Origin of the sequence: Corynebacterium sp. HMSC076D02 (genome assembly GCF_001813815.1) — a bacterium.
Classification (GTDB): domain Bacteria; phylum Actinomycetota; class Actinomycetes; order Mycobacteriales; family Mycobacteriaceae; genus Corynebacterium; species Corynebacterium simulans.
The window spans coordinates 50,029-65,173 of record NZ_KV814037.1; the positions used below are offsets into that span (position 1 = coordinate 50,029).

Sequence of the window (15,145 nt, forward strand, 5' to 3'; positions counted from 1 at the left end):
GATGGCGTAGTAGGGGTGGCCATCATGTTCTCCGCAAGGGGAGGGGAAAGGCGCGATGGATTCTGAGTTAAAGCGCTGAATCCACTCGTTGACCGCGGGGCGCGTAACGTCGGTCAGCCGGGCGACATCGGCGAGTGTCAGTGTTGCGGTCACTTGAGGCCTCCTTTCATAGGGTAGTGATGGGGAATAAGGGCGAGCGGTCATCGCTGACTGCTCTGTCCAATACGTTAAATGAACTCGAGTAAAGTTCCCAGCTTTTAGTCTGTTAATCGTCCTGAAGGGGGCTTAAGGCTGGTTAATTAATGCTAAAAGAGTGTTACCCGAGATTGGTTTGGTTGTGTGGGGATCGGGCTTCAAAAGCGCATGACTTGCTGACGTGTTCGGTCAGGTCCGGTGCTAAAGCGGGGGATTGATGCGCACTCTGTGGCCGATTTCCTGCTTGTGAATGTGTTGGCTCGGGCTGTCTGTCGACGTCGAAATGTGCATGGTTATCGTCTCTGCGCTGAGCGTGTTCGACAACAAGCTGGCTCCGTTCTGGAACGAGGGTAAGGCGTTTTGTCGGTACTTTGTCGGTTCTGTGCGAGCTGCGAGTCGGTGTTGAATACAGGAGTGAAACTCCGTAAGGTTAACGCTAGGTTAACAAACAGAGAACAGAAAGTGATTGGGTGAGTACCATGACGCATCTCAATGATCACCGCCTCGCGACCTTGCGCCAGGACCTCCACGACCTGTACGGCAACGCTCACGCTGCTGCGGAAATCGACGCCGAGGTAGACGCGGCAATCGCGCGCCATACTGCCGGTGCAACGGTCGAAGAATTCATCCCTGTTCTGGTTGAACGTGAGGTAAAAGATTACTTCGGCGAGCACCGCCTTCACGTGCGCTTTTCCGCTGGCGCAAATCAGGCCTTGGCACAGGAAGTTGTAGAGCTCGCCAAGAAGTATGCTGGCGACGCCTTGCTTGTCGACGCCGCGGCACCCCACGAGGAAGCCGACCCCGAAGGCCGTATGGTCGAAATGCCTGATTTCATCGTCTACCTAGGCCGCGAGATTCCGCGCGACGAGCCGGGCAAGGACATCAAGATCTGGGACATCGCAGAGGCTAACACCGAGGAAGAAAAGCGCGAGCTGCACGACGACCTCGACGCCCGCGTGCTTTATATGTTGGGCAAGCTGGGGATCGAGCCAGTAAGCGATAAGGCCCCTGTCGAGGCCTAATCTCACAACTAGAAGCGATAGGCCGGTGGCAGGTTCGCAGAAATAGCGTTGTTGGACACCCAGAACTCGGCGTAGTTATAGGGCATGTAGTGCGTGCCCATGCCTGGATGCCAATCCTGCTCGCCTAGTTGCGGCGGGACTGCCCGCTGGTGATTGAGTTCGCCGTGGGCATAAAGCCGCTCGGGCAGCGCGCCGATGATAGGACGGTAGTCGGCTAGAAGGCGCGCAAACTGTGCCGAGAAGTCCGAGCGAGAAAGATTCTTCTCCAAGAGCTCAATTCGCTCGAGAAGGGCGCTGATCGCGCTCGTCGCCGGAAGGTCTCCGCTTTCTACCACTGCAGCAGCTTTCTGCATATCTGCTTTCAACCATGCCAACTCAGTTGACCGCGTGAGTTTTTCGCCCTTAGCCATGCGCTGAAGGTCATCCAGCTGCGCCTTCGCAGTGCTGAGTCGGTGCAACTGGCGGTAACCCTGCGTAATTGATCCGCTGTGTTGGAAAAGTAGGGAAGCGCTAGCCGAAGGATCCAACGAATCCAGTGCCACAATGTTCGGCTTTCCCCGGCGATAGTCAGCCTTGATTTGTTCCCATTGAGCCTTGAAGGCTTCGTTAATCAGCGGGGTATTAAGTCCCGCGACGATTTTGTCGCCCTCGATGATGAACTTCGTGGCCGCTGGTAGAGCACTGCGGTTGAAATCCAGCTGTTCGAGGAGTCGACGGGCGGTTACCCTGCGCGAATACAGAAACGAAGCCACGAGCATCGTGACCGCCAGCACTGATATCGCGATGAAGATGCTCCAGCCTGGAAGCCCCGTGGTCGATTCGCGGGAGATAGAGGGATCGCCCGCAGCCTTGGCCGCTAAAAGCAGGCCGACGGTGTAGTTGCCGCCCCGCATCGGGGCTTCCATCTGGTCCAGAATACCGTCCAGGCGTCCCGGCGCCTCGATGGAAATCGCCTCGCACACGTCGGTACTGCAACGGGCAGTCGATGACACTGGCTCCAAACCAACGCCGATGAGCAGCGTTCCTTCCCTAAGACTGCGTCCATCCGGGTTCAGCAGGCCGCGGGCGTTGTCTCGCAGGTATTCCAATGCATCAGTCGATACATCCTCGTGGTTGTGCTCATAGGTGAAGTACAGAATCCGGCTTACCTCAGGAGGTAGGTCGAGTGCCTCCGATTCCTGGCGCAGAGTTGATTCATCCGAGGGAGAAAGCAGATTACCTTCATCAAAAATTTCCACCGTGGGCGTAGCGGCGTGTGCCGTTGCTGGCAGCGTCACCAGCAAGAAAGCTACGGCAAGTAGCTGGAAAAGATATTTCATTTGATAAAAGAGTCCGCTCTTAAAGAGATAGAGAATGCGAGCGCATTTATGGCTCTTTAGGCTCAGATTAATCGTAATGCTCACGGCCGGATTGTGTTAAATACGCGTCACTGCAGCCATGAATCCGTGTGGGAGCGAGGTTATCGTCCACAAACCACTAGGCTGTTTGACTGAATATTGTCATAAAACCGTTTGGAGAATCGAAGTAATCGTGACTGCCAACAATCCCTCCGCCAGCGCCGCTGGCAGCGAAACCCACGTTTTCGAACCTGTTCAGCGAATCTTGCTGCCCAAGCGCGGCGAGCCTTTTGACGTCCGGATGCTCTATCTCATCGAGTCCGAGCAAAACCGCGAGCGCCTGAGCTGGACCAACCGCACTGCGGTGACGATTCCAGCGGGTGAAGAAGCTTCTTTCGAGACCTACTTCAACGCTTTCCCTGCTTCCTACTGGCGCCGCTGGTCCCAGCTGAAGTCCATCGTGCTCTCCCTCGAGCTCGAAGGCCAAGCCAACGTCTCCATTTACCGCTCCAAACAGGACGGTCAGCGCATCTCCGTGGCCAACCACCTGGTCGGCAGCGGTCACCACGACTTCGAACTGCCGCTGAAGAACTTCGAAGACGGCGGCTGGCTGTGGTTCGACATCACCGCAGAGAAGGAAACCGTCCTTTCTAATGCGGCATGGTGTGCACCGCACGCCCCACAGGCACAGATCCTGCCCGATGGCACCGAACTGCCGGCTTCGGAAAAGCGCGTTGCCGTGGGAATTCCTACCTTCAACCGCCCAACCGACGCCGTCGCAGCTCTGCAGGCTCTCGCCGAGGACCCAGTGGTTGACGGCATCATCGACTACGTCCTTATGCCGGACCAGGGCAACCAGCACCCAGCAGACGAGCCAGGCTACGAGCAGGCCGTCGAGCACTTCGGCCCGCGCTTCCGCGAGTTCCGGCAGGGCAACCTGGGCGGCTCCGGCGGCTACTCCCGCATCATGTACGAAGCGTTGGAGAACACCGATTCCCCGTTCATCCTCTACATGGATGATGACATCGCCATCGAGCCTGACTCCATCCTGCGCGCAGTTCAGGCCGCGCGATACGCCGCAAAGCCGATCATCGTTGGCGGACAGATGCTGAACCTGCAGGAGCGCTCCCAGCTGCGCACCACTGGCGAGCAGGTCAACAAGCACGACTTCATGTGGGGCGGGGCGCCGCACGCGGTCTACGACCACGACTTCGCCAAGTACCCATTGCGCGCTATTGGCGACGCCCAGTCGCACCTCGACCCACGTAAGTACGACTCCCGTGCTCTGCATCGCCGCGTCGACGTCGAATACAACGGCTGGTGGATGTGCCTGTTCCCACGCGTAGTTGCCGAGTCCAATGGCCAGCCGCTGCCGCTGTTTATCAAGTGGGACGACACCGAGTACTCCCTGCGTGCAGCCGCTAATGGCTTCCCAACCGTGACTTGGCCAGGCGCTGCCATCTGGCACATGGCCTGGGCAGACAAGGACGACGCCATCGATTGGCAGGCGTACTTCCACCTGCGCAACCGTCTCATCGTCGCTGCGATGTACCACGACGGCGACGTCAAGGGCATTACGAAGTCCATCTTCAAGTCCACCCTCAAGCACACGATGTGCATGGAATACTCCACCATGGCCATCCAGCTGGAAGCTATGAAGGACTTCCTCGCCGGCCCGGATCACCTCTTCGACATCCTGGAATCCTCCCTGCCGCGCATCGCGGAAATCCGCAAGAACTACTCCGATGCCGTCATCATCGAGTCTGCCGACCAACTGCCGGCTCCGACCGGCGCGCCGGGCGTACCGACCCGCAACATCGGCGGCCGCCTCGGCAAGGTCAAGAAGCTGCCATGGCTGCTGAAGTCCGCAAAGCACCTGGTCACCAAGGAAGACCGCGCGCACTACGAGGCGCCGCAGCTCAACCTCACCCCAGACGAGGCGCGCTGGTTCACCCTGTCCCGCGTGGACTCCGCAACAGTTTCCACCGCAGGTGGCACCGGCGTGGCCTTCCGCAAACGCGACCGCGATCTGGCCACCGACCTCGTCAAGCAGACCCGCGGCCTGCTCAAGGAGATCGAGGAGAACTTCGACGATCTGAAGGCGCAGTATCGCGCCGCGATGCCGGAGCTGACCTCCCGCGAATCCTGGAAGAAGGTATTCGATGCCCAGTAAGCTTTCTGTAGCTGAATCACACGTTCTGGAAAGCATCCAGAACGCAGCTTTCGACGTTCCTGGAGTTGTACCTGCCGCCCGCGGCCTTAGCCACTTGGGTGAGCATGCCCTGGGCTGGATGGGCACTTCCGCTCTCATGTACGCGGTCAATCGCGCGGACAAAGCGAAGGCTCGCCAGTGGGCATACGTCGGCGCGAGTGCTTTTACTGCCCATGCGGCCAGCGTTGTGTTAAAGCGCATCGTTCGCCGCAAGCGTCCCGATTACCCGTACGTGCGTGTGGGCGTGGCAACGCCGTCTAAGCTGTCGTTTCCTTCTTCCCACTCGACGTCGACAACCGCGTTCCTCGTCGCCGTCGCACATCTTTTGTCCACCCCAGCGCCGCTTGTCGGCGTGCCCGTGATGATGGCTTCGCGTATGGTGCTCGGAGTGCATTATCCAACGGATACCGCGGTTGGAGCTGCGATCGGCGCAGTCACCGCAGAGGCATTAACCCGCTACGAAAGGAAGACCGCGTGAGCGATTCCCACCACGACGACGGTACGCAGCGCGTGTTCCACTCTGAACCGCATACCGCAGGCATCGACACTGGCCGCAAGCGTAAGCCGCCGAAGAACCTCGCCGACGGAATGGTAAAGGCCCTCCGCCCAAAGCAGTGGGTCAAAAATGTCCTCGTCCTCGCTGCTCCAGCAGCAGCGGGTGCGGACGCACTGTTCCATTCGCGCGTGCTTCTCGACGTCCTCCTTGCCTTCATCGTCTTCTGCATGGGCGCGTCCTCGATTTACCTCATCAATGACGCACGCGACGTCGAAGCTGACCGCGCGCACCCGACCAAGCGTTTCCGCCCGATTGCCGCTGGCGTCCTACCAGTTGGCCTAGCCTACGCCATGGCGGCAGTGCTCATCGTTGGCTCCATTGCGTTGTCCTTCCTGGCCACCGCTGGCCCACAGCTGGCAATCGTGATGGCTGTGTACATCGCTTTGCAGCTGGGCTACTGCTTTGGCTGGAAGCACATGCCGGTTATCGACATCGCGCTGGTTTCCTCTGGCTTCATGCTGCGCACAATGGCCGGTGGCGTTGCCGCGGGCATCGTCTTGTCGCAGTGGTTCCTGTTGGTTGCGGCATTCGGCTCGCTGTTTATGGCTTCCGGTAAGCGCTACTCGGAGATTCTTCTTGCGGAGCGCACCCGCGCCAAGATTCGCAAGTCCCTCGAGGGCTACACGCCGACCTACCTACGCTTCGTCTGGACCCTTGCGGCTACCGCTTTGGTCATGTCCTACTCGCTGTGGGGCTTCCAGCTTTCCAACGCCGCCGATGGCCCAGCTGGCGTCTGGTACCAGGTTTCGATGGTTCCGTTTACCATCGCTGTGCTGCGCTATGCCGCTGACGTCGACCGCGGCAATGGCGGCGCTCCCGACGAAATCGCCCTGGAAGACCGAGCACTGCAAGTCCTTGCGCTCGCGTGGCTGGCCTGCATCGCTATGGCGGTCTACATCATGCCGATGCTGTAGAGAACAGGGTTCTCTACAGGGGCAGAGCGCTCTACAGGAACGGAATATGACACCATAAGGAATGTATTCTGGCAGCACAAAGCCAGGAATATAACCAAATAAGATGGGTAATGTTAAACTTTTACCCCGTGAATAACACTAATAACAAGAATCTGGTCCGGCTCAGTGCCGTGGCATCGGTGATTGTTATTAGTGTTTTTTCTTTTTGGGGAGGCTTTGTCCGCCGCTGGATTTCCGACGACGGCCTCATCGTCCTGCGCACCGTACGCAACCTCGAAGCCGGAAATGGCCCCGTGTTCAACATGGGCGAGCGCGTCGAGGCTAACACCTCCACGCTCTGGCAGTACCTGATCCTGCTGCTGCGCTGGATCACTAGCGCCGACCTCGCAGGCATTGCCATCTACTTAGGGCTTTTCCTTTCTGTCTGTGCGATGGCGCTCGGCACATTTGCCACCGCTGGTCTTGTTTCGCGGGGCAAGAGCGCAACCCTCGTCGCTCCTGCCGGCGCACTGGTCTACCTCGCGTTGCCACCAGCTCGCGACTTTTTCACCTCCGGCCTCGAATGGGGCCTAGCCATCTTCTATCTGGCTGTGCTGTGGTGGATGCTGCTGAAGTGGGCTCGGGGCGTCGATAAGCATGCGGCGAATGCCAGCGACTCCATGCCATATTGGCTGGCTGTCTGGGCTGGTCTGTCCTGGCTCGTGCGCCCAGAGCTCGCTCTCTATGGCGGGCTGGTTGGTGTGCTGCTGCTGGCTGCCCACCGTAATTGGAAAGCATGGCTCGGCATTCTCACTGCGGCGCTGCCATTGCCACTGGGCTACCAGATTTTCCGCATGGGCTACTACGGCCTACTTACCCCGCACACTGCGGTGGCGAAGTCCGCATCCGGCGCAGCGTGGAGCCACGGTTTTAACTATTTGGGCGACTTCGCTCTGCCGTATGCGCTCTACTTACCGCTCATTGTCCTCGCCGCGTGGGCGCTGTGGAGCCTGCGTCGTGAACTGCGTCCCAGTGGGTTTCGTACTCCGGCCACCGCAGCCTACCTTTTGCTCGCGGCCGGTCTTTTACATTTGATTTATGTCCTGCGCGTCGGCGGTGACTTCATGCATGGCCGAATGCTTTTGTTGCCGCTTTTCGCCTTGCTGTTGCCGGTCTTCGTCCTCCCGTTGCGTTCGATTCTTGGGGGTCTAACCGCTGCTATCTGCGCGATCTGGGCAGGCGTGATTGTTCTGCGTGGGCATTCCGTTGACTGGGATGATTTTTCTCGCCCGCTCAACATCGTCGACGAGCGTGAGTTCTGGACGCATGCCACCAAGCACCAAACCGGCCACCCGCCGCGCTCGGTGGAAGACTTCGACCACATGCGCTTTATTGAGCACTACCAAGAGGGCATGGATGAGCTCGAAGCCGGCGACGCCCTTGCCGTTCTTTATGCCAAGAAGGGTGAGGAGAATGCCTATGGCTGGATGGGCATCGAACGAGACCCCAGCATTGATGAATTACCCACGGTCTACTTCATCAACATGGGCATGACTTCTATGAACGCCCCGCTCGAGGTGCGCGTGCTCGATGACATCGGCTTGGCGACGCCGCTCGCCGCCCGCCAACCACGCATCGCCGACGGCCGCATCGGTCACGACAAGAGCCTGCCGACATATTGGCAGGCGGCGCAGACCGCGGTGGACATTGACGAGCTGCCATCCTGGTACGACAAGGAAGAAACCCGGAAGGCGCGCAAAGCCTTGCAGACTGAGGACTTCCAGAAGCTGTTTGCCACCTACAAAGATCCGCTTGATGCGAAGAGATTTTTCGAAAACATCAAATTCGCGCTAACCGACGGCCGCACCCTGACTTTTTCCGAAGATCCTGGCGATTACCTTGGGAAATGATAGGGGTTTAATCTCCGTTACGGCGTGGCAGCTTCCCTAAACTGCCCTGCGCCTACCCAGCTAACGTGGTTCTGGATGGGACTTTGCTGGCTAAGTGGGTTAAGCTGCTAGAGATTCCTCGTTATATTTCTGTGACGTTAACGTTTCCAGATGTGGCGACGATATGTGTCAGTAGCACTAAATTTTTCTATCTAGCTCTTGTTGAGAAGTACATAAAGGAGAGACATGACTTCACTGAGTTCGGGTCTCAAGGCGCGTGTTCTCACAGTTGTGATGGCCGTTGCGGTCGCGCTTGGACTCGCTGTTGCCGCCGGTAGCCAGGAAGCGTCTGCTGCAAACCGCGACTTTTTGCGTGCCGATGCCACGGGCACCTGTGACTGGGATGCCGTCGGTTGGTGGGTGCAGCGCTGTGACGTTTGGTCCCCAGCAATGGGCCGCAACATTCCGGTGCAGATTCAGCCGGCTAAGAACGGCGGCAACGCTGGTCTGTACTTGCTGGATGGCCTGCGCGCGACGAACCGCACCAACGCTTGGGTCAACGACGTAAATGCTGCCCGCACCTACGAGCCGCACAACATCACCCTCGTAATGCCGGTTGGCGGAGAGGCCTCCTTCTACGCTGACTGGGAGGGCCCGGCTACCTACAACGCTGTTTCCCCGATCAACTACAAGTGGGAAACCTTCCTGACCTCCGAGCTGCCAGGCTACCTGGAGCGCAACTTCGGCGTTGCTCGTAACAACAACTCTCTTGCTGGTCTGTCCATGGGCGGCACCGCAGCCATCACCCTGGCCGGTAAGCACCCAGACCAGTTCCGCCAGGTTCTGTCCTACTCCGGCTACCTGACCACCACCTTGCCGGGTGCGCAGACCTTTATGCGCCTCGCGCTTCTCGACGCCGGCGGATTCAACATCAACGCAATGTACGGTTCTCTGGTTAGCCCGCGCCGTTTCGAGAACGATCCGTTCCGCGTCATGGGCGGTCTGCGCAACACTGACATCTACATCTCTGCAGCTTCCGGTATCCCAGGTGCAGGCGATGCAGGTTACTTGCCGCAGCATCAGCTGTCTGGCGCCGTTTTGGAGATGTTCGCTGGCGCTACCACCCGTATCTGGGAGGCAAAGGCTCGTGCAACTGGTCTGCGCGTGACTTCCAACTACCCGATGCAGGGTCTGCACAACTGGGCACAGTTTGGCTACCAGCTGGAGCGCTCTAAGCCACAGGTCCTTAATGTGATGAACGCTTGGTAAGCATCTAGGGAATTCGTTAGGAAATCGCTCCGGCGAACTGTCCTAGATGTCTTCTTAACCGGCCGCAGGTTTTCCTGCGGCCGGTTTTGTGTTTTTGGCGTGTTCCTCTATGAAAAGTCTCAAGTTCAACTTAAACTTGAGCGCACAATAGACAGCACTTCGCGGCCTAGATGAGGAAAGTCCGGAGGAGGGGAACCTTCGGAAAACCACGCCTAGTCCGCTACCTCGACATTAAAACCTCGACTTCATACAAGGACTCATCTATGCGTAAAAATGCGTCTGCATCCAGCCTGCGCTCTCCAGGTTCCCCGACCAAGGCTCGTAAGGGTCTGGCCATCGCAGCTTTGCCTACTGCTGTAGCGGTGGGCCTGTCTCTCCTGCCGAATGCAACGGCTCAGTCCTCCCTTGGTTCTTTGACACAGAACCTGGGTAGCTCCAACCTATCTGATGCTTTCGCTCCTGGCACCCCGCCGGAGCGCACTCCGATTCAGACCGAGTACCCGGAGGTTGAGGGTCTTCCGGAAGGCGTCGACATCTCCCGCGTGGAATACCTGACCAACCGCAACCTGCGCGTCTACATCAAGTCCGCAGCGATGCCGGACAAGGAGCAGGTTGTCCAGATCCAGCTTGCTCGTGACTGGTACTCCAGCCCGGATAAGAAGTTCCCAGAGGTATGGGCACTCGACGGCCTGCGCGCACGCGATGACGAGTCCGGCTGGACCATTGAGACCGACATCCAGACTCAGTTCGCTGACCGCAACGTCAACCTCATCATGCCGGTGGGCGGCGAGTCTTCTTTCTACTCTGACTGGCAAAAGCCGGACAATGGCCGCAACTACAAGTGGGAGACCTTCCTGACCAGGGAGCTCGTCCCGATTCTCGATAAGGCTTACCGTTCCAACCAGAAGCGCGCCGTTACCGGTATCTCCATGGGCGGTACCGCGGCTATGAACTTGGCGGAGCGAAACCCGCACCTGTTCCAGTTCGTTGGTTCCTTCTCTGGCTACCTGGACACCACCACGCAGGGCATGCCTGAGGCTATCGCCGCAGCCCAGATGGACGCTGGCGGATACACCTCTACCAACATGTGGGGTCCGCACTACTCTCAGGATTGGATCGACCACGATCCGAAGCTGGGCATCGAAGCACTCAAGGACATGAAGGTCTACGTCTCCGCCGGCTCCGGTAAGGACGACTACGGCAATCTGAGCTCCGTGGCAAAGGGCCCTGCAAATGCTGCTGGCGTTGGCCTCGAGGTCATCTCCCGTATGTCTACCCAGACCTTCGTCGATTACGCGAAGCGCGCCGGTGTGCCAGTTGTTTCCCGCTTCCGCCCATCTGGCGTTCACAGCTGGGAATACTGGCAGTTCGAAATGCGCGAGGCTTGGCCAGTCATGGCCGACGCCCTCGGCATCGCTAAGGAAGACCGCGGCGCAGATTGCACCCCGGTTGGAGCTATCGCAGAGGCAACCAAGTCCGGCATCCTAGGCTCCTGCCTGAACAATGAGTACGACGTCGCCGGCGGTAAGGCCGAGGATTTCCAGGCGGGTACCGCTTACTGGTCCCCAGAGACTGGTGCACACGCCATCTTCGGTCGCATCGGTGCACGTTACGCAGAAAGCGGCGGCCCGACCTCCTGGCTGGGCTTCCCAACCACCGGCGAGACCAAGACCCCAGACGGCAAGGGTCGCTTCGTTCACTTCCAGCACGGCTCCATCTACTGGACCGCAGAAACCGGCGCTTGGGCTATTCCAGGTGACATGGTTGAGGCATGGGGCAAGAATGGCTTCGAAGGCGGCGACCTGAAGTACCCAACCGGCCCAGTCACTAAGGTCGGCGAGGGCTTCGCACAGGACTTCCAGAATGGCGTTCTGACCCGTAACCCGGATGAGTCCCACTCCATCGTCCACGGTGCTATCGGTGCCAAGTACAAGGAGCTGGGCGGCCCGTCCTCCCCGCTGGGCTTCCCGAAGGGTGGCGAAAAGCCAATCAAGGGCGGCTTCTTCCAAGAATTCGAGCACGGCAACATCTACTGGTCCGCTGAATCCGGTGCGCACTACATTCTGTACGGCGCAATCATGGACGAGTGGGGCAAGCGCGGTTTCGAGCAGGGCGAGTTCGGCTGGCCAACCAGTGACTACAACCAGATCGCAGCCGGCGGCATCTCCCAGACCTTCCAGCACGGTGAGATCCGCGAAATCATGGGCAGCGTTCAGGCGGAAAAGAAGTAATCATGCGTACCTCCTTCCGGGTTCCTGTAATGTGCGCAGCCTTCATGGCTGCAGCACTCGGCCTCAGTGCCTGTGGTTCCGCAACGGTTGAAAGCGAAAACTCTCCCGAACAGACGAAAGTCGCCCCGCTCGAGCGTTCTTCGCAGCCTGCAAGTGCTTCTGAAAGCGCTTCTGCGAGCGCCTCTGAATCTAGCTCGCAGTCGGCGGATTCTTCGGACGAAAAGTCCTCTTCAGAATCCAGCGCTGCTTCGGCAAGCGATGAGCCTGAAGACCGTGGCGCCCGGGAAATCTCCGCTATCCCTTCGCCTCGCCAGACTCAGGGACCTGAGCAAGATTTCCTAGCTGCAGTTCAGAAAGCTGGAGTAAAAACAGAAGGTGCAGAAGATCAAATCATCGGTGCAGGCCAAGCTGCATGCAACGAAGGCGATGCCGTAACCATCCCCGCTGTTGCAGGTCAGCTCATCGAGCAGGGCCGCGCACCTTTGTCACATGAGGAGCTAACCGCTGTCCTCACGGACCAAGCGCGCGGCACCCTGTGTGCTAAATAAGGTAGAAATTTATGCGAAAAACACTCACGGTTGTTGCCGTCCTTGTCGTATTAGCTGTCATCGGCGCGGGAGCGGTTCACTTCTTAAACGCCAACAAGGCACGAGAATCCAACAACCTGAGTGAGCCGGTGCCCACCGAGCAGGGCGGGGGAGTCGAGGCCCCTGCCCAGCCGGATTGGTGCCCGCGCTTCGAAGTGATTTCTGCCCCTGGCACTTGGGAATCTAAGGCCGATGATGACCCTATCAACCCGAGCGCCAACCCCAAGTCCTTCATGCTTTCCATCAGCAACCCGCTGAAGGAGGCCTACGTTCCTGAAGACGTAAAGGTCTGGACGCTGCCTTATACCGCGCAGTTTAAAAACATCAACGCTCAACAGGAGATGAGCTACGACGAATCCCGTGATGAGGGTACCTCTCGCCTCGAGGGCGAGCTGACCACCATGCACGAGAACTGCCCAGCCACCAATTTCATCATCGCCGGTTTCTCTCAGGGCGCTGTCATTGCGGGCGACGTCGCAGACCGCATCGGTGGTGGCAATGGCCCAATCCCAGCCGAGGCTGTTTCGGGCGTTGCGTTGGTGGCAGATGGGCGTCGCCAAGCAGGCGTAGGCCAGAACCCCGGTGTGCCCGTTGCTGGTGTCGGTGCAGAGATTGCTCTGCAGCCGGTTGGCATGCTCATCCAAGGCATCGTTCCTGGAGCATCCATGCGCGGGCCGCGTGCAAATGGCTTCGGCTCCTTGGCAGATCGCACCTTCCAGATTTGTGCACCTGATGACTCTATCTGTGATGCCCCACTCGATGGCCCAAACGGCCTTGAGCGCGCACGCGGGCTCATTGAAGCAAACGGTGTGCACGCGATGTATGCCACTAACTCGAACGTGATTCCGGGTACCACTGCCAACCAATGGGTCGTCGGCTGGGCGCGGGAAATTATCGACCGCACCTAACTCCGTTCAAACTTAAAATGGCCACGTTATGTAACGCTGCGCGTCTCCGAGATGATATTTTTAATGTCAAAAGTAAACAATCTAAGCCCAAAAGGAGATTAGATGGACCTCCAAGCATTGATTGGCCAGTTCTTTGACGGGAATGGTCGCATTGTTCTGCCGCCTCACTTGACCCTGCCGGGGCTTTGTGAGCACGTCTTTGAAATGGAACAACAATCAGGAGTTCCTGATCGCCCGGTTTTGCGCCAGTGGCTCTTTGATGATGACCCAGCTGGTGCCCCGCGCGATTTCACGCGCTCAGAAGTAAACAAGCGAATCAAGGTCGTGGCCGCGCGCCTGCAGCAGGTCGGCGCAGTAGGGGACCGCGTGGCTATTCTTGCCGGAAACTCTCCGGAGTACCTGTTTGGCTTTATGGGCGCGATGTATGCGGGAATGACGCCGCTGCCACTCTATGATCCGAACGAGCCGGGGCACTCCGAGCACCTGCGCGCAGTCTTTGGAGATTCGAATCCTTCGATTGTTCTGACCAACAATGTTTCTGCAGCCGCAGTTCGCCGCTATTTCGCAGACTTGCCGTCGGCGCAGCGCCCACGCGTGATTTCCATCGATTCTCTGCCGGATTCGCTCGCGGCTTCGTGGAAGAATCCAGTTGAGCAAGGCGCCGGTGAGGGCGCAGCAGCGCCCGTCGACGCTCCCGCTTTCCTCCAGTACACCTCCGGCTCTACCCGCACTCCAGCGGGCGTGTTGCTGACTAACCGCTCGATTTTGACGAACGTACTGCAGATTTTTGCTGCGGTACACATTAAGATGCCGCCGCGCATCGTTTCCTGGCTGCCGTTGCACCACGATATGGGCATTATTTTGGCTTCTTTCGCCACCATTTTGGGCTTGAACTTCGAGATGATGACACCGCGTGACTTTGTGCAGCAGCCGAAGCGTTGGGTACGCCAGATTAGCCGCCAGCCAGGCGATGAGAACTTCGCAGGAATCTATGCCGTGGTTCCGAACTTTGCTCTGGAGCTAGCTGCTCGTTATGGCGCACCGGTTGCGGGTGAGGATATTGATCTATCGCATATCGATGGCATTATCATCGGCTCCGAACCTGTAACAGAGACTGCAGTTGATAACTTCTGGGAGGTCTTTAGCAAGTACGGTCTCAAGCGCGAGGCTATGCGTCCTTCCTATGGTTTGGCAGAGGCAGCGTTGATGGTGGCTACTCCGCAGGAAGGCGAGCGCCCGCTCATCACGCACTTCAACCGTGAGCAGTTGACGGCAGGCAAGGCCGTTGTGGAGGCTAAGTCCGATCAGACGGTGGCTTTTGCATCAAATGGTCAGGGCATGCCTGCTCAGTATCTGACGATCGTGGACCCAGAAACCAAGGCTGAGCTTGCCGACGCCCAGATCGGCGAGCTGTGGCTGCACGGCGACAACATGGCAGCCGGTTACCTAGGCCGCGAGGACGAGACAGCTTCTACTTTCCGGAATACTTTGGCTACGCGCCTGCCGGAGGGTTCCCGCGTTGTTGGGGCGCCGGAAGATGACAAGTGGATGGCCACGGGCGACCTTGCCACCATCGTGGATGGTCACCTCTACATCACGGGCCGTTTGAAGGACTTGATCGTGGTTGCGGGACGAAACCACTACCCACAAGATATCGAGGCGACCGTCCAGGAGGCCTCGGCGCATGTGCGACCAGATTCCATCGCTGCCTTCTCTGTGGAAGGTGGCAGTACCGAGCAGCTAGTGCTGCTGATCGAACGTGCTGATGATGCAGATTCTGCAGGCGATGAAGCAGCGACTGAGGTTATTCGTACCGCCGTCTCGAAGGCACACGGTATTACGCCGGAGGTCATTCGCTGGTTTAGCGCGCATGAAATCAATCGCACTTCTTCTGGGAAGATTGCACGCCGTGTAGCGAAGAAGCACTTCCTCGCGAGCTAACGCGGCGCTTTTAGCTTTCTCACCTCTGCTGTATTGCACTGCCATATAGCAGAGGTGAGTTGTTATCGTGACAGAAGTTAACAAAATGAGACAATAAAGCGATAA

At 58.4% G+C, this 15,145-nt stretch carries 11 protein-coding genes; 10 read left to right on the forward strand and 1 reads right to left on the reverse strand.

Going from position 1 to position 15,145, the window contains the following annotated elements; translation table 11 throughout:
- Positions 1-674: 674 nt before the first annotated feature.
- Entirely contained in the window at positions 675-1,217 is a 543-nt protein-coding gene (locus HMPREF2935_RS01090) for a three-helix bundle dimerization domain-containing protein (protein ID WP_070731637.1), read from the forward strand.
- Positions 1,218-1,225: 8 nt separating this feature from the next.
- Here HMPREF2935_RS01090 and HMPREF2935_RS01095 read toward each other — a convergent pair whose 3' ends face one another.
- Entirely contained in the window at positions 1,226-2,536 is a 1,311-nt protein-coding gene (locus HMPREF2935_RS01095) for a hypothetical protein (RefSeq protein ID WP_070731638.1), read from the reverse strand.
- A gap of 211 nt (positions 2,537-2,747) precedes the next feature.
- Here HMPREF2935_RS01095 and HMPREF2935_RS01100 point away from each other — a divergent pair, with 211 nt between their 5' ends.
- The 9 genes from HMPREF2935_RS01100 (at position 2,748) to HMPREF2935_RS01140 (ending at position 15,040) form a co-directional block, all read left to right on the forward strand.
- A complete protein-coding gene (locus tag HMPREF2935_RS01100; RefSeq protein WP_070731639.1) occupies positions 2,748-4,727 on the forward strand; it encodes a glycosyltransferase in 1,980 nt (659 codons plus the stop codon).
- Positions 4,717-5,244 (forward strand): phosphatase PAP2 family protein, encoded by a 528-nt coding sequence (locus HMPREF2935_RS01105; RefSeq protein WP_070455325.1) that lies wholly within the window; start codon positions 4,717-4,719, stop codon positions 5,242-5,244. Before HMPREF2935_RS01100 ends, HMPREF2935_RS01105 begins: the two co-directional genes overlap by 11 nt.
- On the forward strand, positions 5,241-6,236 hold the full coding sequence (locus tag HMPREF2935_RS01110; RefSeq protein ID WP_070731642.1) for a decaprenyl-phosphate phosphoribosyltransferase: 996 nt from the start codon (positions 5,241-5,243) through the stop codon (positions 6,234-6,236). The genes HMPREF2935_RS01105 and HMPREF2935_RS01110 overlap by 4 nt, the downstream gene beginning before the upstream one ends.
- A gap of 128 nt (positions 6,237-6,364) precedes the next feature.
- On the forward strand, positions 6,365-8,125 hold the full coding sequence (gene zomB, locus HMPREF2935_RS01115; RefSeq protein WP_371326216.1) for an arabinofuranosyltransferase AftB family protein: 1,761 nt from the start codon (positions 6,365-6,367) through the stop codon (positions 8,123-8,125).
- 225 nt (positions 8,126-8,350) lie between these two features.
- On the forward strand, positions 8,351-9,373 hold the full coding sequence (locus HMPREF2935_RS01120; protein ID WP_062043120.1) for an alpha/beta hydrolase: 1,023 nt from the start codon (positions 8,351-8,353) through the stop codon (positions 9,371-9,373).
- Positions 9,374-9,636: 263 nt separating this feature from the next.
- On the forward strand, positions 9,637-11,604 hold the full coding sequence (locus tag HMPREF2935_RS01125; RefSeq protein WP_070731646.1) for an alpha/beta hydrolase-fold protein: 1,968 nt from the start codon (positions 9,637-9,639) through the stop codon (positions 11,602-11,604).
- A gap of 2 nt (positions 11,605-11,606) precedes the next feature.
- Positions 11,607-12,152: a DUF732 domain-containing protein gene (locus tag HMPREF2935_RS01130; protein ID WP_070731648.1), complete on the forward strand. Its 546-nt coding sequence runs from the start codon at positions 11,607-11,609 to the stop codon at positions 12,150-12,152.
- 11 nt (positions 12,153-12,163) lie between these two features.
- Complete coding sequence (locus HMPREF2935_RS01135; RefSeq protein WP_070731650.1) at positions 12,164-13,099, forward strand: cutinase family protein; 936 nt, start codon at positions 12,164-12,166, stop codon at positions 13,097-13,099.
- A gap of 102 nt (positions 13,100-13,201) precedes the next feature.
- Complete coding sequence (locus tag HMPREF2935_RS01140; RefSeq protein ID WP_062043129.1) at positions 13,202-15,040, forward strand: FadD32-like long-chain-fatty-acid--AMP ligase; 1,839 nt, start codon at positions 13,202-13,204, stop codon at positions 15,038-15,040.
- The last annotated feature ends 105 nt before the right edge of the window (positions 15,041-15,145 follow it).